The sequence below is a fragment of the Aeromonas sp. HMWF017 genome (genome assembly GCF_003061465.1).
Lineage (GTDB): Bacteria > Pseudomonadota > Gammaproteobacteria > Enterobacterales > Aeromonadaceae > Aeromonas > Aeromonas veronii.
The window spans coordinates 1-20183 of the sequence record NZ_QAJD01000029.1; the positions used below are offsets into that span (position 1 = coordinate 1).

General features: G+C 59.4%; 19 protein-coding genes. 12 read left to right on the forward strand and 7 right to left on the reverse strand.

The window, feature by feature from the left end; translation table 11 throughout:
- On the forward strand, nt 1-214 hold a 214-nt coding region (locus tag DBR30_RS21310; RefSeq protein WP_219927541.1), incomplete at its 5' end, for a hypothetical protein.
- Between the two features lie 61 nt (nt 215-275).
- On the opposite strand, the gene hemG is transcribed toward DBR30_RS21310, so the two are convergent.
- From hemG to pepQ, 4 genes are read right to left on the reverse strand one after another with little or no spacing between them, the layout of a single operon-like run.
- Nucleotides 276-800: a menaquinone-dependent protoporphyrinogen IX dehydrogenase gene (gene hemG, locus DBR30_RS02075; RefSeq protein WP_005339483.1), complete on the reverse strand. Its 525-nt coding sequence runs from the start codon at nt 798-800 to the stop codon at nt 276-278.
- A 7-nt stretch (nt 801-807) separates the two neighbouring features.
- Complete coding sequence (locus tag DBR30_RS02080; protein WP_042060707.1) at nt 808-2265, reverse strand: TrkH family potassium uptake protein; 1458 nt, start codon at nt 2263-2265, stop codon at nt 808-810.
- Between the two features lie 36 nt (nt 2266-2301).
- Nucleotides 2302-2919, reverse strand: a complete 618-nt coding sequence (locus tag DBR30_RS02085; RefSeq protein WP_108541159.1) for a YigZ family protein — start codon at nt 2917-2919, stop codon at nt 2302-2304.
- Entirely contained in the window at nt 2919-4241 is a 1323-nt protein-coding gene (gene pepQ / locus DBR30_RS02090) for a Xaa-Pro dipeptidase (protein WP_108541160.1), read from the reverse strand. The genes DBR30_RS02085 and pepQ overlap by 1 nt, the downstream gene beginning before the upstream one ends.
- Nucleotides 4242-4432: 191 nt before the next feature.
- On the opposite strand from pepQ, the gene DBR30_RS02095 reads away from it, so the two are divergent.
- From DBR30_RS02095 to DBR30_RS02120, 6 genes are all read left to right on the forward strand, one after another.
- A complete protein-coding gene (locus DBR30_RS02095; protein WP_108541161.1) occupies nt 4433-6370 on the forward strand; it encodes an acetoacetate--CoA ligase in 1938 nt (645 codons plus the stop codon).
- A gap of 204 nt (nt 6371-6574) precedes the next feature.
- Nucleotides 6575-8722 (forward strand): fatty acid oxidation complex subunit alpha FadB, encoded by a 2148-nt coding sequence (fadB, locus tag DBR30_RS02100; protein WP_108541162.1) that lies wholly within the window; start codon nt 6575-6577, stop codon nt 8720-8722.
- Between the two features lie 21 nt (nt 8723-8743).
- The gene (fadA, locus tag DBR30_RS02105; protein ID WP_005342451.1) at nt 8744-9907 is read left to right on the forward strand and encodes an acetyl-CoA C-acyltransferase FadA; all 1164 of its coding nucleotides are present in this window, start codon (nt 8744-8746) and stop codon (nt 9905-9907) included.
- 278 nt (nt 9908-10185) lie between these two features.
- Entirely contained in the window at nt 10186-10908 is a 723-nt protein-coding gene (locus DBR30_RS02110; RefSeq protein WP_005339475.1) for a response regulator, read from the forward strand.
- A complete protein-coding gene (locus DBR30_RS02115) occupies nt 10905-12350 on the forward strand; it encodes an ATP-binding protein (protein WP_181363470.1) in 1446 nt (481 codons plus the stop codon). Before DBR30_RS02110 ends, DBR30_RS02115 begins: the two co-directional genes overlap by 4 nt.
- A gap of 4 nt (nt 12351-12354) precedes the next feature.
- Nucleotides 12355-13593: an ABC transporter substrate-binding protein gene (locus tag DBR30_RS02120; protein ID WP_108541163.1), complete on the forward strand. Its 1239-nt coding sequence runs from the start codon at nt 12355-12357 to the stop codon at nt 13591-13593.
- A gap of 75 nt (nt 13594-13668) precedes the next feature.
- Here the strand turns inward: DBR30_RS02120 and DBR30_RS02125 are convergent, their stop codons facing one another.
- Nucleotides 13669-13860: a hypothetical protein gene (locus tag DBR30_RS02125; RefSeq protein ID WP_005339471.1), complete on the reverse strand. Its 192-nt coding sequence runs from the start codon at nt 13858-13860 to the stop codon at nt 13669-13671.
- Nucleotides 13861-14029: 169 nt separating this feature from the next.
- Here DBR30_RS02125 and tusA point away from each other — a divergent pair, with 169 nt between their 5' ends.
- Both tusA and DBR30_RS02135 read left to right on the forward strand, forming a co-directional pair.
- Nucleotides 14030-14275: a sulfurtransferase TusA gene (gene tusA, locus DBR30_RS02130; protein WP_108541164.1), complete on the forward strand. Its 246-nt coding sequence runs from the start codon at nt 14030-14032 to the stop codon at nt 14273-14275.
- Between the two features lie 21 nt (nt 14276-14296).
- The gene (locus tag DBR30_RS02135) at nt 14297-14644 is read left to right on the forward strand and encodes a RidA family protein (RefSeq protein ID WP_021229265.1); all 348 of its coding nucleotides are present in this window, start codon (nt 14297-14299) and stop codon (nt 14642-14644) included.
- A gap of 134 nt (nt 14645-14778) precedes the next feature.
- On the opposite strand, the gene DBR30_RS02140 is transcribed toward DBR30_RS02135, so the two are convergent.
- Complete coding sequence (locus DBR30_RS02140; RefSeq protein WP_005339468.1) at nt 14779-15435, reverse strand: OmpA family lipoprotein; 657 nt, start codon at nt 15433-15435, stop codon at nt 14779-14781.
- Nucleotides 15436-15564: 129 nt separating this feature from the next.
- The gene (locus tag DBR30_RS02145) at nt 15565-16137 is read right to left on the reverse strand and encodes a DNA-3-methyladenine glycosylase I (RefSeq protein WP_108541165.1); all 573 of its coding nucleotides are present in this window, start codon (nt 16135-16137) and stop codon (nt 15565-15567) included.
- A gap of 222 nt (nt 16138-16359) precedes the next feature.
- On the opposite strand from DBR30_RS02145, the gene glyQ reads away from it, so the two are divergent.
- From glyQ to DBR30_RS21040, 3 genes are all read left to right on the forward strand, one after another.
- On the forward strand, nt 16360-17283 hold the full coding sequence (glyQ, locus tag DBR30_RS02150) for a glycine--tRNA ligase subunit alpha (protein WP_005339464.1): 924 nt from the start codon (nt 16360-16362) through the stop codon (nt 17281-17283).
- Between the two features lie 9 nt (nt 17284-17292).
- A complete protein-coding gene (gene glyS, locus DBR30_RS02155; protein WP_108541166.1) occupies nt 17293-19362 on the forward strand; it encodes a glycine--tRNA ligase subunit beta in 2070 nt (689 codons plus the stop codon).
- A gap of 184 nt (nt 19363-19546) precedes the next feature.
- Nucleotides 19547-20183 (forward strand): dual OB domain-containing protein (locus DBR30_RS21040; RefSeq protein ID WP_146181345.1); only part of this gene is annotated, 637 nt, incomplete at its 3' end.

Consider the following 20183-nt stretch of genomic DNA (forward strand, 5'->3'; position numbering starts at 1 on the left):
AGGAGGCGCATATTACGCCTCTCACTTCGAAAGTCAAGCGATTGTTTTCGCTTTTCTTTCGGCGCCCACTTCGCTAGGAAGCTGGCTCATGAGTTCGGCGTGTTACGCCGTGCTGGTAGGGGCGCATTATAGGGAGCCGCGCCGGGATGACAAGAGGAAAACTGCAAAAAATAGCACTTTTTACAGTTTTCTGGTTCAACCGTTGTTTTATTAAACAAAAGCCCCGCATCGGCGGGGCTGTTTCGGGCAAAAAACCCTGATTTCACATCACGCTGCTACCTTTTCGACCAGAATTCGCGTGCAAAGCTGCGCACCTTTTCCCAATCAGTAAATTCAATGTCCTTACTGGTGTCTGTACTACCACCGGTAATCTTCATGATCAGCTGGATGATGCGAGTCTGCCACCAGTTATAGCGTGAGTACTGCAGCGCGCCGGCAAACACCCCTAGGGTTTTCGGCTTCCAGGGGGAGAGGCGCAGAAACTTCTTCATATAGGCATTGGTTTGCGGCGTCTGCTTCTCTGGTTTGCGGGCCGTCAGGTTGACACAGAAGAAGGCCGCATTGGCCACCTCCAGCTGCTCCTGATGAGCGTGAATAAAGCTGAACAGGCTGGGGTGGAAGTTGCCATAACGAATGGAGGCGCCGATCAAGACCTTGGCATACTTGCTGAGGTTGCACATCGGCAAGGTGTGCAGGTCGTGCATCACCACTTCGCATCCCGGCATCTGCTCCAGCATGACATCGACTATTTTGCGGGTTTGGCCATCCCGAGAGGAATAAAGCACCAGAATCTTGTCCATAACAACCTCAACTACGCCAGAATGCAGGAGTAAACAGTACCAGAAGCGTGAAAATTTCCAATCGGCCAAACAACATGGCCACCACCAGCACCCACTGGGCCGCAGGCGAGATATTGCCGAAGTTGGCAGATACCTCTCCCAGCCCCGGACCTACGTTGGTAAAAGCCGCCGCCACGGCGGTGAATGCGGTCACTTCGTTCAGCCCCGTCATCAGCAACAGCAGCATGAATATAAAGAAGAGAATGATATAGGTAGCGAAGTAGCCCCACACCGCCTCGACGATGCGCTCGGGCACCGCCCGATTCCCCAGCTTCAAGGTATAGATGGCTCTGGGGTGGACCAGCCGCTTCAGTTCGCGCATCCCCTGCATAAACAGGATCATGAAACGCATCACCTTGATGCCGCCGCCGGTACTGCCCGCGCAACAGCCGATAAAGGCGGAGAACATCAGCAGCATGGGCAGGAACGAGGGCCAATCTGCATAGGTCGTGGTGCTGTAGCCGGTGGTGGTCCCCAGAGAGACCGCCTGGAAAAGACCGTGGTTGAGCGCCTCTTGCCAAGTGGCGTAGTGTCCGTGGGTCAGCAAGGCGACAAAGCAGATCATCACCAGGGTCGCCTGAATGGCCAGGAACACCTTGAGCTCCGAATCATAGAGGTAGCGCCCGAGCCGCACCGGACGGTGAGAGAAGACGGTAAAGTGGAGCGCAAAGTTCACGCTGGCCAGCAGCAGGAACACCACGGTAATCAGGTTGATGACCGGACTGTTGAAGAAACCGATGCTGGCATCGTGAGTGGAGAAGCCACCGACCGACAGAGTCGAGAACGAATGGCACACTGCATCGAACAGCGTCATTCCGGCGAGCCAGTAGGCCAGCGCACAGAGTGCGGTGAGCAGCAGATAGATGAACCAGAGCGCCTTGGCCGTTTCGGCGATGCGCGGCGTCACCTTGGTATCCTTCACCGGTCCCGGGATCTCGGCACGGTAGAGCTGCATGCCCCCGATACCCAGCAGTGGCAGAATGGCCACCGCCAGTACGATGATCCCCATCCCCCCCAGCCACTGCAGCAACTGGCGATAGAACAGAAACGCCTTGGGCAAATTATCGAGCCCGGTCAGTACCGTTGCCCCTGTGGTGGTCAGGCCGGAAAAAGATTCGAAGAAGGCCTCCGAGACCGACATGTCCGGCACGTCGCTCATGATAAAGGGCACAGCCCCCACACTGCCCAGCACGGTCCAGAACAGCACCACGATGAGGAAACCCTCTTTCGAGCGCATCTCCTTCTTGTGATAGCGATTGGGAAACCAGAGCACCACGCCGAGCAGCAGGGCGATCAGAAAAGAGCTGACGAACTCGGCACCACCACCATCCCGATAGCCAAAGGCCACCAGTGCAGGCAACAGCATGGTCGAGCTGAACAGCGCAACCAGCAGGCCAACAATGCGAATAATGCTCAGAATGTGCATTACAGCTCCCTTTCCCCAATTAAAGAGCGATGGATTCTAGCCATCTAAGGGGCTGAGGGATACCCGCCCATGAGTCCGGTCGGTCAATTCACGGTCCACCTGAGCCCAAACCGAGGACTCCCACGCCACCTGCAAGGTGACCTGCTCACCGTAATCCGCCGCCAGCAATTCGCCATTATGGCTGCTGATCAGCGACTCGACCGTCCCCATGTCACCGTAATCGCAGTGAATGAGAGAGGGTGTGCGCGGCACCTTGAGCAGAGTGGGCAGCTGCTTGAGGGCGGCACCGACACCGCCCCCATAGGCTTTGACCAGTCCACCGGTGCCAAGCTGGATGCCGCCGTAGTAACGCACCACCACGGCACAGATTTCACCGATCCCCGAACCCATTAACTGGGCCAGGATCGGCTTGCCCGCGGTACCGGACGGTTCGCCATCATCGCTGAAGCCATAAACCTGGCTATCTTGCGGTGCACCTGCCACAAAGGCCCAGCAGTGATGACGAGCGGTCGGATGTTGGCGCTTGATCTCGTTAACCCACCCCTTGGCCGCCTCGACGGTCGGGGTGTGGGCGATCAGGGTAATGAAGCGGCTCTTCTTTATCTCTTCGGTCAACTCCAGCGGGGCAGCCGGAATGGAGTACGCTGCCGCCATCAGAGCCCTGCTTGTCTGGTCATGTTCTCCACCCCGTTGGCGTGCAGCACTATGTTGTCTTCGATGCGGATGCCGCCAAACGGCCGCAACGCCTCCACCTTGTTCCAGTTGACCCGTTTGCCCTGTTCGCCCTGACGCAGCGGCTCCAGCAAACTGTCGATGAAGTAGAGTCCCGGCTCGATGGTGAACACCTGATCCACCTCCATCACCCGGGTACAGCGCAGATAGGGGAACAGCTCGGGCGCCGCCAGATGAGTGCCGCGCTCATCCTGCATGAAACCGCCCGCATCGTGTACCTGCAAACCGAGGAAGTGGCCGAGGCCGTGAGGGAAGAAGACGTTGGTCACCCCGGTGTTGATCATCTCGTCTACCGACATGTCCACCAGCTCGGTCGCTTGCAGCAGGCGCGCCAGCTTGTGGTGCATCTGCAGATGCAGCTCGCTGTAGCGGCGACCCGGTTTGATCTCCTTGATGATCTCCTGCTGCTGCTCGTCGAGGGCAGCAATCAGATCGGCAAACTCGCCTCGCCGCCACGCCCAGGTGCGGGTGATGTCGGAGGCATAACCGTGAAAATCGACGCCCGCATCGATCAGGAAGGAGTGACGTTCCGCATCGGGCACCCGCACGGCGGACAAATGGGTGTAGTGAAGGATAGCCGCATTGCGGTTGATGGCGACGATATTACCGTAGGGCGCCTCATTGGCCCCCTGCCCGACCGCTTTCATGTAGGCCAGATTGATCTCGAACTCGCTCGCCCCCGCCATAAAGGAGTCCTTGGCGGCGATATGGCCGCGTACCCCGATCCGGTTCGCCTCGCGCAGACACTCCAGCTCGTAGGGTGTCTTGTAGGCGCGGTGATAGTGCAGGTAGTTGAGTACAGCCTCCGGATTGGGTTGGGTCAGTCCCAGCAGCTCGGCCACTTCCAGATGGCCGCCCAGATAGGCCCACTCCTGCTTGTTGGCAGGTAGGTGGTCGGCCACCAGTTCCGGCCGGGTCAGGAAACGGATATCGAAGAACTCGACCCAGAAGGCATTGGGCAGGTCCGCCACCTTGTGCCAGAAATCCACCGGGCGGTAGAACAGCAGGATTGGTTTGTTCACCCCGTCCACCAGCAGCCAGCAGTGGGGATTGTCCAGCACCGGCAACCAGGCTTTGAAGTGCGGGTTTACCTTGAACGGGTAATCCTGATCATCGAGGAAGATGCGGTGAGTCTGGCCGGAGTGGATGGCCAGTCCGCTGAGCCCCTGTTGCTGCAGAATGTCGCGGGTGCGCTGCTGCAAAGTATCGAGGTGCTGGGCAAAAAGTTGGCTGTAGCTGCTCATGGCGTCCTGCTCCGAGGTGAATGTGATTGCAGCATAACATCAAGCGCTTGGCGGCTCGACCCGTCAAGCTGCCACTTCGTGAGGTAACGCATACGTTACAAACGCGTTTGTTATCAACATAAAACCAGTCATTAACAAATCAAAAACAATTCAATACACTGCCGGTAGATACATGAAGTCAGGGATTACTCATGGACAACCTCTGCCTGTGGCAACCGGATCCGCTCGGGATGCAGCAATCCAACCTCTACCGCTTTATGGCAGAGGTGAACCGCTTCCACGGCCTGCAACTGCAGGACTATCCGCAGCTGTGGCAATGGTCGGTGGAAAAGACCACCCGTTTCTGGCCGCTGGTATGGCAGCACTGCGGCGTCAAGGGCGCGCTAGGTAACATAGTGGCGGAGAACCGTCAGGATATGCAGCGCACCCGCTGGTTCCCCGACAGCCGCCTCAACTTTGCCGAAAACCTGCTGCGCCGCCAGGATGAGAGCCCGGCCATCATCTCCCGCATCGAAGGGAGCCCAAGCCGCACTCTGAGCTGGGGTGAACTGGGGGAACAGGTTGCCCGGCTGGCTCAGTGGCTGCGTCATCAGGGGATTGGTCGTGGCGATGTGGTCGCCGCCTACCTGCCCAATATTCCGGAAACCGTGGTTGCCATGCTGGCAACCACCAGCATCGGGGCGATCTGGACCTCCACCAGCCCCGACTTCGGTGAAGCCAGCGTGGTGGAGCGCTTCGGCCAGACCCGGCCGCGGGTGCTGTTTGCGGTGGATGGCTATCGCTACAACGGCAAAGCTATCGACATTCAACAGAAGGTCGCCAGCGTGGTGAGCCAGATCGGCAGCATAGAGCAGACGGTGATGATCCCCCTGCTCGGCAACCCGCTGCAGCTTGGTCACGACTGGCAGCAAGTGCTGACGAGCCAGCCGGACGCCAGCCTCCAGTTCGAGCCGATGGCTTTCAACGACCCGCTCTATATCCTCTACTCCTCCGGCACCACCGGCAAACCCAAGTGCATCGTCCACGGCATCGGCGGCACCCTGCTGCAACACCTGAAAGAGCACCAGCTGCACTGCGACATCAAGCCGGGGGAGCGGATCTTCTACTTCACCACCTGTGGCTGGATGATGTGGAACTGGCTGGTGAGCGCGCTCGCCTCCGGCGCCACCCTAGTGCTCTATGACGGCTCGCCATTTTACCCGGATGGCAACGTGCTGTGGGATCTGGCCCGCGACGAGCAGGTCGCCCTATTCGGCACCTCGGCCAAGTATCTCGACGCGCTGCACAAGCAGGGTTATGCCCCTATCAAGAGCCACGATTTGCCGCACTTGCGGCTGATCTGCAGCACCGGCTCCGTGCTGTCGCCGGAGGGGTTTGACTACGTCTATCAACAGATCAAAACAGATGTACAACTGAGCTCCATCTCAGGCGGCACCGACATCTGCTCCTGCTTCGTCATCGGCAATCCACTCAGCCCTGTCTATCGCGGCGAGAGCCAGGGGCGTGGCCTCGGCCTCGCGGTGCAGGTATTCAACGAAGCGGGCCAGCCGGTGCAGGGGGAGAAGGGCGAGCTGGTCTGCACCAAGCCGTTCCCGGCCCAGCCCATCTACTTCTGGGGCGACGAGAATGGCGACAAGTACCACGCAGCCTACTTCGAGCGGTTCGACAACATCTGGTGCCACGGCGACTGGATCGAGCTGACCCCGACCGGTGGCATTCTGTTCTACGGCCGCTCCGACGCCACCCTCAACCCGGGCGGCGTGCGCATCGGCACCAGCGAGATCTACCGCTATGTCGAGCAGCTGGACGAGGTGGAGGAGAGCATCGTCATCGGCCAGCAGTGGCAGCAAGACGAGCGGGTGGTGCTGTTCGTCAAGCTCAAGGTGGGTTGCAAGCTGGATGAGCCGCTGCGCGAGCGGATCCGCCAGCAAATAAAGCAGCACTGCACCGCCCGCCACGTGCCCGCCCGCATCCTGCAGGTGGATGCCATCCCCCGCACCAAGTCCGGCAAGATCGTCGAACTGGCGGTTCGCGAAGTGGTACACAACCGACCGGTCAACAATACCCATGCCCTCGCCGATCCCGAGGTGCTGAACCAGTATCGCAACCGGCCGGAACTGGCCAGTTGATAACAAACTCACATCCATCCGAGGCGCCACAAGGCGCCTCTCTTTCGCCCGTTTTGTGATGAAGAGCTTTCACTCGAGATCTGTTAAACAAATGTTTTAAATAGGTGTTGAAAATGTCTCCTTTTGGATCAATAGTGAGCCTCGCCCCCTGCTGGGGATTAAGGAGCACCACTCCCCACTGAGTGGGAACAAGGAGACACTCTCATGATCTACCAAGGCGAAACCCTGTCGGTCAGCTACCTCGAAAACGGCATTGCCGAACTGAGGTTTGATGCCCCGGGTTCAGTCAACAAGCTGGATCGCGCTACCCTGCTCTCCCTGAGCGAAGCGATCGCCGCATTACAACAAGAACGTGAACTAAAAGGTCTGATCCTCACTTCCGGCAAAGACGCCTTTATCGTCGGTGCCGACATTACCGAATTCCTGGAACTGTTCGATCTGCCGCAAGAAGATCTGCTCGGCTGGCTGAGAAAGGCCAACGACATCTTCAATGCCATCGAAGACCTGCCGGTTCCGACCCTCTCCGCCATCAAGGGCCATGCGCTGGGCGGCGGCTGCGAGACCATCCTCTCCACCGACTTCCGTCTGGCCGACACCAGCGCCAAAATCGGCCTGCCCGAGACCAAACTCGGCATCATGCCGGGCTTTGGCGGCACAGTCCGTCTGCCGCGGGTAATCGGCGCCGACAACGCGCTCGAGTGGATCACCACCGGCAAGGATTACCGTGCCGATGACGCCCTCAAGGTGGGCGCCATCGACGCCGTGGTTGCCCCGGACGCACTGCAGAGCGCTGCGCTGCAGATGATCAAGGACGCCATCGCGGGCAAGCTGGACTGGCAGAGCCGTCGCGCCGCCAAGAAAGCCCCGCTGCGCCTCTCCAAACTGGAAGCCATGATGAGCTTCACCACCGCCGCCGGCATGGTTGCCGCCGTGGCGGGCAAACACTATCCGGCGCCGATGACTGCGGTGAAAACCGTCGAAGCCGCCGCAGGTATGGGCCGTGACGAGGCGCTGGTCGTTGAAGCACAGGGCTTTATCAAGCTGGCCAAGACCGATGTCGCCAAGGCACTGGTCGGTATCTTCCTGAACGATCAGCACATCAAGGCACTTGCCAAGAAGGCGGCCAAGCAGGCGAGCAAGGCCACTGGCCACGCCGCCGTACTGGGTGCCGGCATCATGGGTGGCGGCATCGCCTACCAATCTGCCAGCAAGGGCATCCCGGCAGTGATGAAGGACATCAACGAGAAGGCGCTGGCACTTGGCATGGGTGAAGCCACCAAGCTGCTCAACGGCCAGCTCGAAAAGGGCCGCATCGATGGCATCAAGATGGGCCAGGTGCTCTCTGCCATCACCCCGACCCTCAGCTATGACAACGTCAAAGGCGTGGACGTAGTGGTCGAAGCCGTGGTCGAGAACCCGAAAGTAAAGGCCGCCGTGCTGGGTGAAGTGGAAGGCGTGATCGGCGAAGACGCCGTGCTCGCCAGCAACACCTCCACCATTCCCATCTCCCTGCTGGCCAAGGGGCTGAAGCGCCCGCAGAACTTCTGCGGCATGCACTTCTTCAACCCGGTGCACCGCATGCCACTGGTGGAGATCATCCGCGGCGAGCAAACCTCCGATGAAACCATCAACCGCGTGGTGGCCTATGCCGCCGCCATGGGCAAGTCCCCGGTGGTGGTCAACGACTGCCCTGGCTTCTTCGTCAACCGCGTGCTGTTCCCCTACTTCTTCGGCTTCAACAAGCTGGTCGCCGATGGCGCCGACTTCGCCACCGTCGACAAGGTAATGGAGAAGGAGTTTGGCTGGCCGATGGGCCCCGCCTACCTGCTGGATGTGGTCGGCATCGACACCGGTCACCATGCCGGTGACGTGATGGCGCAAGGCTTCCCAGCGCGGATGAGCAAGGAAGGCCGCACCGCCATCGACGTGATGTACGAAGTGAACCGCTTCGGTCAGAAGAACGGCAAGGGCTTCTACGCCTACGAGCAGGACAAGAAGGGCAAGCCGAAGAAGGTGGCCGACGCCGCCAGCTACGAGCTGCTGGCTCCCATTGCCAAGCCGAAACAGGATTTCGACAAGGACGCCATCATCGCCCGCATGATGATCCCGATGATCAACGAGGTGGTGCTCTGTCTGGAAGAGGGCATTGTCGCCACGCCAGCCGAAGCCGACATCGCACTGGTCTACGGTCTGGGCTTCCCTCCCTTCCGCGGCGGCGTGTTCCGCTATCTGGACACGATTGGTCTGGATCGCTACGTGGCCATGGCCGACCAGTATGCCGACTTGGGCCCGCTCTACCGCGTCAGCGACAAGCTGCGTGAAATGGCAGCCCAGGGCAAAACCTTCTACTGATTGCGGAAAGGAGATCCATTCATGAAAGACGTAGTCATTGTCGACTGTATCCGGACCCCGATGGGCCGGTCCAAGGGCGGCGCCTTCCGCAACGTGCGTGCAGAAGATCTGTCCGCGCACCTGATGAAATCCATCCTGCTGCGCAACCCCAACCTCGACCCAAACGAGATCGAGGATATCTACTGGGGCTGCGTGCAGCAGACCCTGGAGCAGGGCTTCAACATTGCCCGCAACGCCGCGCTGCTGGCCGGTATTCCCAAGCAGGTGGGGGCGGTTACCGTCAACCGCCTGTGTGGCTCCTCCATGCAGGCGCTGCATGACGCCTCCCGCGCCATTCAGGTGGGCGATGGGGATATCTTCATCATCGGCGGCGTCGAGCACATGGGCCATGTGCCGATGAGCCACGGCGTCGACTTCCACCCCGGCATGGCCAAGTCGGTAGCGAAAGCCTCCGGCATGATGGGGTTGACCGCCGAGATGCTCGGCAAGCTGCACGGCATCAGCCGCCAGCAGCAGGACGAGTTTGCCGCCCGCTCCCACCGTCGCGCCCACGCGGCCACCGTGGAAGGGCGTTTTGCCAAGGAGATCGTCGGGCTGGAAGGCCATGACGCCAGCGGCGCCCGCTTCTTCTACGACTACGACGAGGTGATTCGCCCGGAGACCACGGTCGAAACCCTGAGCCAGCTGCGCCCGGTGTTTGATCCGGTCAACGGCACCGTCACCGCCGGCAGCTCCTCGGCCCTGTCCGATGGCGCCGCCGCCATGCTGGTGATGAGCGCGGATCGCGCCAAGGCCCTCGGCCTCACGCCGCGCGCCAAGGTTCGTGCCATGGCCATCGCCGGCTGCGACGCCGCCATCATGGGTTACGGCCCGGTGCCGGCGACCCAGAAGGCGCTCAAACGGGCCGGTCTGACTGTCGGTGATATCGACCTGTTCGAGCTGAACGAGGCGTTTGCCGCCCAGTCCCTGCCCTGCGTGAAGGATCTGGGTCTGCAGGATCTGGTAGACGAGAAGGTAAACCTGAACGGCGGCGCCATTGCGCTGGGCCACCCGCTCGGCTGCTCCGGTGCCCGCATCTCCACCACCCTCATCAATCTGATGGAGGAGAAGGATGCCACCCTGGGGGTTGCCACCATGTGTATCGGTCTGGGTCAGGGCATCGCCACCGTATTTGAACGGGTGTGATAACCAGCCGGATCGACGGGATGCACTACTGAGAGTTGTCCCTTTTCGGGGCCAGTCTGACTGGCCCCTTTTCAAGTCTGTGACGATCGCCACACGGGGTGCTCGTCAGTGGTCAGAAGCTGTCTGTTGGCCGTCCCGTTTGGGTCGGCCTTTTTTCGTTTTAATCTTATCAATAGGCTGTTATTGCCTTAAACCTCACATTAGATAGGGGGCTTGCTTGCTTTTTACTCCCCCGACAGGTTCAATCTGCACAAAAAAATGGGTGGATGCACATACATATGTCAATGAGCAAACAACTGCTGATCGTCGATGACGACCAAGAGATCCGCGAGCTGCTCAATGAGTACCTGACCCGGGCGGGCTTTCAGGTATTGACGGCGGCGGAGGGCAACGAGATGCGCCAGCAACTCGCCCAGCACAGCCCGGACCTGATTATTCTGGACATCATGATGCCCGGCGAGGACGGTTTTACCCTCTGCCAGCAGATCCGTCGTGACTCCCAGGTGCCCATCATCATGCTGACCGCCGCCTCCGACGAAGCGGATCGGGTGATCGGCCTCGAACTCGGCGCCGACGACTATATCGCCAAGCCGTTCAGCCCCCGTGAACTGCAGGCCCGCATCAAGGCGCTGCTGCGCCGCGCCGAATTCCGCCAGCCGGAAAAAGAGAAAGAGCCAAGCCGCCGCCTGCGTTTTGCCGAGTGGACCCTCGACACCCTGAGCCACCAGCTGACCCATGATGATGGCAGCCTGCTGGATCTCTCCGGCAGCGACGCCATGCTGCTCGGCATGTTCCTGCAACAGCCCGGCGTGGTGCTGGATCGGGACACCATCTCGGATGCCACCCGCGGCCGCGAAAGTCTGCCGATGGAGCGCGGTATCGACGTGCAGATCAGCCGTCTGCGCCAGAAGCTGGGCGACAACGGCAAGAGCCCGCGCATCATCAAAACCATCCGCGGTAGCGGCTACATGCTGATCGCCGAGGTGCACGAACTGCCATGAGCAACAAATGGTCCTGGGGGGCACTGGTGCCCCGCTCTCTGCTGTCGCGGATGATCCTGCTGCTGCTGCTGGCCATCCTGCTCTCCCAGACCATTCTGACCGGCATCTGGATGCAGCAGATCCAGAAGCGGGAGCTGGAGGGGATGCTCAGCACCACCCGCAACCTCGCCATGTCTGCCGCCTCCACCGTGAACTTCTTCAAATCCCTGCCGCTGCAATATCGCCACATCGCCCTCGACCAGCTGCGCAACATGGGCGGCAGCCGCTTCTTCGTCTCGCTGAACGAAGAGGAGATCCACATCAACGCCATCCCCGACAGCGAACGCAAGACGCAGGTGCTGGAGGAGGTACAGGGAGTGCTGACCCGCAAGCTCTCCGACGCCATGGCGATCAAGGTGGACTTCTCGCGACCCGAAGATCTCCACGTATTCAACAACGACACCCTGCTGGCGGACCTTCCCTCCTCCTGGGCGCGCTACACCCTGTCGCTCGAGCCCATCAATCCACCGGTGCTGGTGACCCAGATCGAGATCGAAAAGGGGGAGTGGCTCTATCTGGCGGCCCTGCTGCCCGCCCCATACATGACGCTGGATGACACCGTCATGCCAAGCAACCAGGTGCGCTTTATCGCCCTGATGACGGTGTTCCTCTGCTTCTTCACTTTTATGCTGGTGCGCTGGCAGACCCGGCCGCTGCGCCGGCTGGCCAAGGCGGCGGTCAATCTGGGCAAGGATATCGACCAGCCTTCGCTCAAGGAGGAGGGCGCCTCCGAGATCGTGGCGGCGACCCGCGCCTTCAACATCATGCAGCACCGCATCCGGCGCTATATCGATGATAGAGAGCGGCTGTTCAGCTCGATTTCTCACGACCTCAAGACCCCCATCACCCGGCTGCGGCTGCGGGTCGAGCTGCTCGACGACGAGGTACAGATCGCCAAGTTCAACAAGGATCTCGACGAACTCGAACTGATGGTGAAAGGGGCGCTGCAGACGGTCAAAGAGACCGACATCCACGAGAACATCGAGGAGATCGACATCAACGCCCTGCTGGAGCAGATGGCCGAGTCGCTCAACCTCCACGACGAACGTCTCACCATCGAGGGGCACTGCAAGTGGCCCTACCGCGGCAAGCTGCTGGCGCTCAAACGCTGTATCGGCAATCTGGTAGATAACGGCATCAAGTACGGCCAGAAGGTGCGCATCATCATCATGGATGACGAGGAGATGCTGATCCTCTTTATCATGGATGAGGGCCCCGGCCTGCCAGACGATCAGTTTGAGCGCATCTTCGAACCCTATTACCGGCTCAGTACCGATCAGGCCGGCACCGGCCTCGGTCTTGGCATCGCCCGCAACATTGCCCACGCCCACGGCGGCGATCTGGTGCTGGAAAATCGTCCGCAAGGTGGCCTGCAGGCCACGCTCTCCCTACCAAGGCAGTAACCTTATGAAGTGGTTGTCTTTTTCTGTCATCGCCCTGCTCTCTGCTCCCGTTGCCGCCTCCCAGGTGGAGGTGCTGCACTGGTGGACATCCGGCGGCGAAGCGAAAGCGGTCGAGGTGCTCAAATCCGAGTGGACCAAACAGGGCAACCAGTGGAACGACTTTGCAGTGCAGGGCGGCGGCGGCAAGAGTGCCATGACGGTATTGAAGAGCCGGGCACTGGCGGCCAACCCGCCCGAAGCAGCCCACCTCAAGGGCTATGAACTCAAGGAGTGGGCCGGGCTGGGCTTTTTGCGCGATCTCACCCCCATGGCCGAACACCTCGGCTGGTACAGCCAGATGCCGCCCATGGTACGGGCCACCCTCAGCCAGAATGGCGCCCTGATGGCGGTGCCCACCGGCATCCATCGGGTCAACTGGCTGTGGCTCAACCGCAAGATCTTCGAGCGCAACAAGCTGACTCCACCCACCGACTGGGCCCAGTTTGTCACCGTCGCCGACCAGCTTAAAAAACGGGGCATCACCCCGCTCGCCATCGGCAACGAGCCCTGGCAGCTGGCAGTGTTGTTTGAAACGGTGGCGCTCGGTGAGGGCGGAAAAAAATTCTATCGCAAGGCGTTCCTCGAGCAGGACAGCGCCACGCTGACCGGCCCCGACATGGTGCGGGTGTTGACCCGTTTCCAGCAGCTGCGCGCCTATGTGCCGCAAAAATACGCCGGTCTGAAGTGGCATCAGGCCACCAATCTGCTGGAGAGCGGTGGCGCCGCCATGCAGGTGATGGGGGACTGGGTGAAGGGTGAACTGAGTGCCGGTAACTACCGGCCGGGTGAGGATATCGCCTGCCTGCCGAGCCCGGGCAGCGCCGGACTGTTCAGCTACAACCTCGACTCCATCGCCATGTTCAAACAACGGGATCCGGCCCAGCTGCAGGCGCAGGGGGATCTGGCCCAGCTGCTGATGACGCCGCAATTTCAGGAGGAGTTCAATCGGGTGAAGGGGTCGATCCCGGCGCTGACCAATCCCGACATGAGCAAGTTCGACCGCTGCGCCGTCCGCTCCTATCAGGATTTCCTGCTGGCGGAAAAGCAGGACAACCTGCTGCCCAGCATGGCGGAGGGGATGGCGACGCCGACCAATATGCGGCAGGCGATCCTCGATGTGCTGAGCAACTTCTTCAACGACCCCAAGGCCAACCCGGAGCAGACGGCGCTGCATCTGGAGCGGGCGATGCGCTCGACCCGCTGATCCGGGTACATTGCCAAACGGCAGAAATGACAAAGGCGGAATTGCTCCGCCTTTGTTGTTGAATCGTCATCCGATTCAGGATTGATCGTTCTCGTCCTCATCCTCGTCATAGTAATCGCTGAGCTCGATCCAGAGCCCCAACCCGACCATCACCATGGAGCCGAACCAGGTACCGGTATTCCCGATCGGGCTGCCCATCACTATCATGGCGAAGGACAAGAACCCCATGCCTGCATAGGCCTGTAATCTGCCGTAGGAGACCTGCATATTCACCTCCTTGTTGAATATGGTTCAATTTTTATATTACTCGTCCGGCGCAAGCTGGATAGGGTAGAATAACATTTCGGTTACATATGCTGGTGAATGGGTCGTTTGTTTGATTATTTTTTAGCCCTGAGTATCATTGGCAGCCGAATAGGTTGAAGGTTGATAATAGATGAGTGATTTATTCTGCAGCGCAACTCACGAGTTGGACGCAATCGGGCTTCGTTGCCCGGAACCCGTTATGATGGTTCGCAAGAAAGTGCGGCTGATGGCGGATGGCGAGACCCTGCTGGTCAGTGCCGACGATCCTTCAACCACCCGCGACATCCCCAGTTTCTGCCGCTTTATGGATCACACCCTGGTCGCCAGCGAGACAGAGCAGGCCCCCTACCGCTACCTGATCCGCAAGGGTCAATAAGCCCCCGTACCGGAGCACTCCATGACAACCATTACCCGAATCGGCACCACCCAGCGTTGGTCAGACGTGGTCATCCACAATGGCACCCTCTACGTGGTGGAAGTGCCCGTCAGCGAAGAGGCCGACATCCACCAGCAGACCCGCGAAGTGCTGGCAAGCCTGCAGCGCCTGCTGGAAGCCAACGGCTCCGGCGTCGACAAGATCCTGATGGCCAACATCTATCTCAAAGACATTGGTGACATCGCGGCCTTCAACGAGCAGTGGGATGCCTGGATCCCGGCTGGCACAGCACCGGTTCGCGCCTGTGTACAGGCCCGCCTCGCCCACGAAGGCTACAAGGTGGAAGTGCAGCTGACTGCAGCTGTCTAAGAGGCGCTTATCCCCGCCCCCTCTCCCACAAGGGAAAATGGAGCAAACAACAGGGCGCCATTGCCAGCAACGGCTCCAATAGAAAGGCCCCGCCATCACTGGCGGGGCCTTTTCGTTACCGAAACCTGAGCGACTTAGGCGGTCGGGGTCAGGGTAATGGTCACGCGGCGGTTCTGGGCTTTGCCAGCGGCGGTGCTGTTGGTAGCAACCGGCTGATCCGGGCCTACGCCGGTGGTGGAGATGCGGCTGCCTGCTACGCCCTGACCAATCAGCTGAGCGGCAACGGCATCGGCACGATCGCGGGAGAGCTTCATGTTCAGATCGCGGGAACCTGTGCTGTCGGTGTGACCGACCACGTTCAGGCGGGTTTTGTCGAACTCGGCAACGACCATGGCCACGCCGGAGAGGGTGTTGGCACCGGCCGCTTTCAGCTGGGAGCTGGAGCTGTCGAAGGTGACGTTGTTCGGCATGTTGAGGATCAGCTCATTGCCATTACGGGTCACGCTGACGCCGGTGCCCTGCAGCTTCTCGCGCAGCTTGGCTTCCTGCACGTCCATGTAGTAGCCGATACCGCCACCCAGCGCCGCGCCGGCAGCAACGCCGGTCAGGATGCCCTTCTTGCGGTCACCCTTGCTGGAGGAGAGCGCACCTACGGCCGCACCGGCAGCGGCGCCAGCCAGCGCGCCCCAGGCACCTTTGGAGGTCTGGGATTCACCTGTGTAGGGGTTGGTGGTACAGCCGCTCAGGGCAACGGTCAGTGCCAGAGCAGGCACCAGGATCTTGGCTCGCATGAAAAAACCTCTGTGAAAACAATCCGGCACCATGCCGGGGGCCGGATTGTAACGCGCTGGCACGCCATTGTCTGACGCAAGCCTGAACAGATGGCGAGAGTGGTGTTTTTTTGGGCAATCGGCGGGTTGTCAGCGCGGTAACTGACACTCGGCGTGGCAAGGACAGCTGACCAGATGATCGTTCACCATCCCCACCGCCTGCATAAAGGCGTAACAGATGGTGCTGCCAACGAAGTTGAAGCCGAGCTTCTTGAGCGCTTTCGACATGGCATCCGACTCCGGCGAGGTCGCCGGAATATCGCCGTTGCCTTGCCGCTGGTTGACGATGGGGGCGCCGCCGACAAAGCCCCACAGGTAGTCGGCGAAGTCGATCCCCTGCTCCTGCAACGCCAGATAGGCGCGGGCGTTTTTGATGATCGACTGCACCTTGAGCCGGTTGCGGATAATGCCGCTGTCCTGCATCAGCCTCTCCACATCCTGCTCGTCGAACTGCACGATACGTTGCGGATCAAAGTCGGCATAGGCGCGGTAATAGCTCTCGGTGCGCTTGAGGATGGTGATCCACGACAGCCCCGCCTGCTGGCCGTCGAGGCAGAGCTTGGCAAACAGCTCGCGGGCGTCATAGACCGGCCTGCCCCACCGTTTGTCATGGTATTCAATGTATTCCGGATCCTTGGTCACCCAGGCGCAGCGCAGTTCCATTTCCTCTCCCTCGTCATTTCAGCGGTTTGCCCGACCCTGCCCACTCTGCAGGCGGCACTGCTCACATCATATACCGGACATCCCGCCCGACCAGCCACAGCGCAGCACCATCCCGCGAATCCGCTGCAATTTCGCCTATTATCCGACCATGCCAGACGGTATACTCCCTCGGTTCACATTCAGCAAATCTTGCTCTGATTTTCACTTCGCGCGAAAAAAATTATGCAAAAATTCGATGTCAAAACCTTTCAGGGCCTGATCCTGCAGCTGCAGGACTATTGGTCCCGCCAGGGCTGTACCATCATTCAGCCGCTGGATATGGAAGTGGGTGCCGGTACATCCCACCCCATGACCTGTCTGCGTGCCCTGGGCCCAGAGCCCATCGCCTGCGCTTACGTGCAACCGTCCCGCCGTCCGACTGACGGCCGCTACGGTGAAAACCCGAACCGCCTGCAGCACTACTACCAGTTCCAGGTGATCATCAAGCCTTCCCCCGACAACATTCAGGAACTCTATCTGGGCTCCCTGAAAGAGCTGGGCATGGACCCTGAAATCCATGACATCCGCTTCGTGGAAGACAACTGGGAAAACCCGACTCTGGGTGCCTGGGGTCTGGGTTGGGAAGTGTGGCTGAACGGCATGGAAGTGACCCAGTTCACCTACTTCCAGCAAGTGGGCGGCCTCGAGTGCAAGCCGGTCACCGGCGAGATCACCTACGGTCTCGAGCGTCTGGCCATGTACATTCAGGGCGTGGACAGCGTCTACGATCTGGTCTGGTCTGACGGCCCGCTGGGCAAGACCACCTACGGCGACGTGTTCCACCAGAACGAAGTGGAGCAATCCACCTACAACTTCGAACACGCCGATGTGGAGTTCCTGTTCCACTGCTTCGAGCAGTACGAGAAGGAAGCCCAGAACCTGCTGGCACTGGAAAAACCGCTGCCGCTGCCTGCCTACGAGCGCATCCTCAAAGCCGCTCACTCCTTCAACCTGCTGGATGCCCGCAAGGCCATCTCGGTCACCGAGCGTCAGCGCTACATCCTGCGCATTCGCACCCTGACCAAGGCCGTGGCAGAGGCATACTACGCCTCCCGCGAAGCGCTGGGCTTCCCTATGTGTCAGCGCAGTGAGAACAAGCAAGGTTAAGGAACGGACATGGCACAACATACATTTCTGGTAGAGATCGGTACTGCTGAGCTGCCGCCCAAAGCCCTGCGCTCCCTGGCCGAAGCCTTTGCCGACAACTTCAAAGCCGAACTGACCAAGGCCGATCTGGCCTTCGGCGACGTCGAGTGGTTTGCTTCACCGCGCCGTCTGGCGCTGAAGGTAAGCGAGCTGGCTGGCGAACAGCCGAGCAAGAGCGTCGAGAAGCGCGGCCCGGCCGTGGCACAGGCGTTCGATGCCGAAGGCAAGCCGACCAAGGCTGCCGAAGGCTGGGCCCGTGGCAACGGCATCACTGTTGAGCAGGCCGAGCGTCTGGTCACCGACAAGGGCGAGTGGCTGGTTCACACCGCCAAGGTCGAAGGCCGTCCAGCCGTCGATCTGCTGGGTGAGCTGGTTGCCTCTGCACTGGCCAAGCTGCCGATCCCGAAAATGATGCGCTGGGGCGACAAGACCATCCAGTTCGTGCGTCCGGTCTTCACCGTGACCCTGCTGCTGGATGGCGAGCTGGTTCCCGCCCACATTCTGGGTATCGACTCTGCCCGCACCATCCGCGGTCACCGCTTTATGGGCGAGAGCGAGTTCACCATCGACAACGCCAGCCAGTACCCGCAGATCCTGCAGGAGCGCGGCATGGTGATTGCCAACTTCATGGCGCGCAAGGCCAAGATCAAGGCTGACGTCGAAGCGGCCGCTGCCGCCTTCGGTGGCGTAGCCGATCTGGACGACGCCCTGCTGGAAGAAGTGACCGCACTGGTTGAGTGGCCGGTGGTGCTGACTGCCAACTTCGAAGAGAAGTTCCTGGCCGTGCCGGCCGAGGCACTGGTTCACACCATGAAGGGTGACCAGAAGTACTTCCCGGTCTACGACAAGAACGGCAAGCTGCTGCCGAAGTTCATCTTCGTCACCAACATCGAGTCCAAAGACCCGAGCCAGATCATCAGCGGCAACGAGAAGGTGGTTCGCCCCCGTCTCTCTGATGCCGAGTTCTTCTTCAAGACCGACCTCAAGCAGACTCTGGCCTCCCGCCTGCCGCGCCTTGAAACCGTGCTGTTCCAACAGCAGCTGGGCACCGTCAAGGCCAAGGTCGAGCGCATCGAGACCGTCGCCGGCTTTATCGCCGAGCGTATCGGCGCCGACGTGGCTCAGGCCAAGCGTGCCGGTCTGCTCTCCAAGTGTGACCTGATGACCAACATGGTCGGCGAGTTCACCGACACCCAGGGTGTCATGGGGATGCACTACGCCCGTCACGATGGCGAAGACGAAGCAGTGGCCGTGGCCCTCAACGAGCAGTACATGCCGCGCTTTGCCGGCGATGCCCTGCCGTCCGGTCTGGTTGCCTGCGCCGTCGCGCTGGCCGACAAGTTCGACACCCTGGCCGGTATCTTCGGCATCGGCATGCTGCCGAAGGGTGACAAGGACCCGTTCGCCCTGCGTCGCGCCGCCATCGGTGCCCTGCGCATCATGACCGAGAAGCAGCTGGATCTGGATCTGGTTGAACTGGTTGAAGAAGCGGTACGCGTCTACGGCGACAAGCTGACCAACAAAACCGTCGTTACCGACGTGGTCGACTTTATGCTGGGCCGCTTCCGCGCCGCCTATCAGGACGAAGGCATCGGTGCCGACGTGGTGCTGGCCGTACTGGCCCGCCGCCCGACCCGTCCACTCGACTTCGATCGTCGCGTCAAGGCCGTCAGCCACTTCCGCACCCTGGATGCCGCACTGGCACTGGCTGCCGCCAACAAGCGCGTAAGCAACATTCTGGCCAAGGTCGAAGGCGAACTGCCGACTGCCGTCAAACCGGAACTGCTGGTCGATGCTGCCGAGAAGGCGCTGGCTACCCAGGTTGCTGAACTGCAAGCCGAACTGGCCCCACTGTTCGCTGCCGGTGACTATCAGGCTGCCCTCACCCGTCTGGCCGCCCTGCGCGAGCCGGTCGACACCTTCTTCAACGAGGTGATGGTGATGGCCGACGACGAAGCCCTCAAGGCCAACCGTCTGGCGCTGCTGAACAACCTGCGCAACCTGTTCCTGCAAGTCGCGGATATCTCGCTGCTGCAGTGATCTTGGTTGAGTAAGTGATATTAAAAACGGCGCCGTAAGGCGCCGTTTTTGTTATTCGAGTCACATTAGTTACACCAGTACGTCCTTACAATAGCCACTAATGACACAAATGTTCATATGGTGAAGCATGAGTAAAATCGTAATTACAGACTTAACGAGATTCCACAATAAAGATCTAGTCTGCATGGCAGGTATCGATATAGAAACAGGGTCATGTATAAGACCAATGCCATATATAAGATTTGAAAACTGCGAAAAATTAAAAATAATACCTGGCTCTATAATTGAAGGCAAATTCAAAAAATCACCCAATCCAACAGGCCCACATACTGAAGATCATAATTATGAGGGATTAACATTAGTAGATGCCTGTAATAAAGGAATGTTCTACAAAATATTAAATGACAGCTGTGTTCCTGACGTCAGCACAGGTTTCAAAATTGCCTTAGAACATAAGCAAAAACATATTCCAATAGGTCACGACATTAACACATCCATTATCACCATCAAAGTAAACCCAAGGACAATAAGTATAATTGAAGATAAGTTTAAACCAGGAAAACTAAAAGTTAACTTTCAAGACGGCGCAGGCACATGGTTTAATTACTTACCAATTACTGATTTGGGATTTCATGATTTTGCTCAAGAAAAACATGGTATAAATGAACTGGACAAACTTAATTATTTCATAAATTCACAAGAAACTGCCTTTTTAAGGGTCGGTCTTAGCCGAGCATATCAACCACCTAGCCAACATAATGGATATTGGATTCAAGTAAATGGAATATATACATTCCCTAATTACTACAAAGAATTAAGAG

Excerpts from the sequence above, each read along its gene's own strand:
- hemG (WP_005339483.1), bottom strand. The coding sequence starts at position 800 with ATGGACAAGATTCTGGTGCTTTATTCCTCTCGGGATGGCCAAACCCGC.
- DBR30_RS02080 (WP_042060707.1), bottom strand. The coding sequence starts at position 2,265 with ATGCACATTCTGAGCATTATTCGCATTGTTGGCCTGCTGGTTGCGCTG.
- DBR30_RS02085 (WP_108541159.1), bottom strand. The coding sequence starts at position 2,919 with ATGGCGGCAGCGTACTCCATTCCGGCTGCCCCGCTGGAGTTGACCGAA.
- pepQ (WP_108541160.1), bottom strand. The coding sequence starts at position 4,241 with ATGAGCAGCTACAGCCAACTTTTTGCCCAGCACCTCGATACTTTGCAG.
- DBR30_RS02095 (WP_108541161.1), top strand. The coding sequence starts at position 4,433 with ATGGACAACCTCTGCCTGTGGCAACCGGATCCGCTCGGGATGCAGCAA.
- fadB (WP_108541162.1), top strand. The coding sequence starts at position 6,575 with ATGATCTACCAAGGCGAAACCCTGTCGGTCAGCTACCTCGAAAACGGC.
- fadA (WP_005342451.1), top strand. The coding sequence starts at position 8,744 with ATGAAAGACGTAGTCATTGTCGACTGTATCCGGACCCCGATGGGCCGG.
- DBR30_RS02110 (WP_005339475.1), top strand. The coding sequence starts at position 10,186 with ATGTCAATGAGCAAACAACTGCTGATCGTCGATGACGACCAAGAGATC.
- DBR30_RS02115 (WP_181363470.1), top strand. The coding sequence starts at position 10,905 with ATGAGCAACAAATGGTCCTGGGGGGCACTGGTGCCCCGCTCTCTGCTG.
- DBR30_RS02120 (WP_108541163.1), top strand. The coding sequence starts at position 12,355 with ATGAAGTGGTTGTCTTTTTCTGTCATCGCCCTGCTCTCTGCTCCCGTT.
- DBR30_RS02125 (WP_005339471.1), bottom strand. The coding sequence starts at position 13,860 with ATGCAGGTCTCCTACGGCAGATTACAGGCCTATGCAGGCATGGGGTTC.
- tusA (WP_108541164.1), top strand. The coding sequence starts at position 14,030 with ATGAGTGATTTATTCTGCAGCGCAACTCACGAGTTGGACGCAATCGGG.
- DBR30_RS02135 (WP_021229265.1), top strand. The coding sequence starts at position 14,297 with ATGACAACCATTACCCGAATCGGCACCACCCAGCGTTGGTCAGACGTG.
- DBR30_RS02140 (WP_005339468.1), bottom strand. The coding sequence starts at position 15,435 with ATGCGAGCCAAGATCCTGGTGCCTGCTCTGGCACTGACCGTTGCCCTG.
- DBR30_RS02145 (WP_108541165.1), bottom strand. The coding sequence starts at position 16,137 with ATGGAACTGCGCTGCGCCTGGGTGACCAAGGATCCGGAATACATTGAA.
- glyQ (WP_005339464.1), top strand. The coding sequence starts at position 16,360 with ATGCAAAAATTCGATGTCAAAACCTTTCAGGGCCTGATCCTGCAGCTG.
- glyS (WP_108541166.1), top strand. The coding sequence starts at position 17,293 with ATGGCACAACATACATTTCTGGTAGAGATCGGTACTGCTGAGCTGCCG.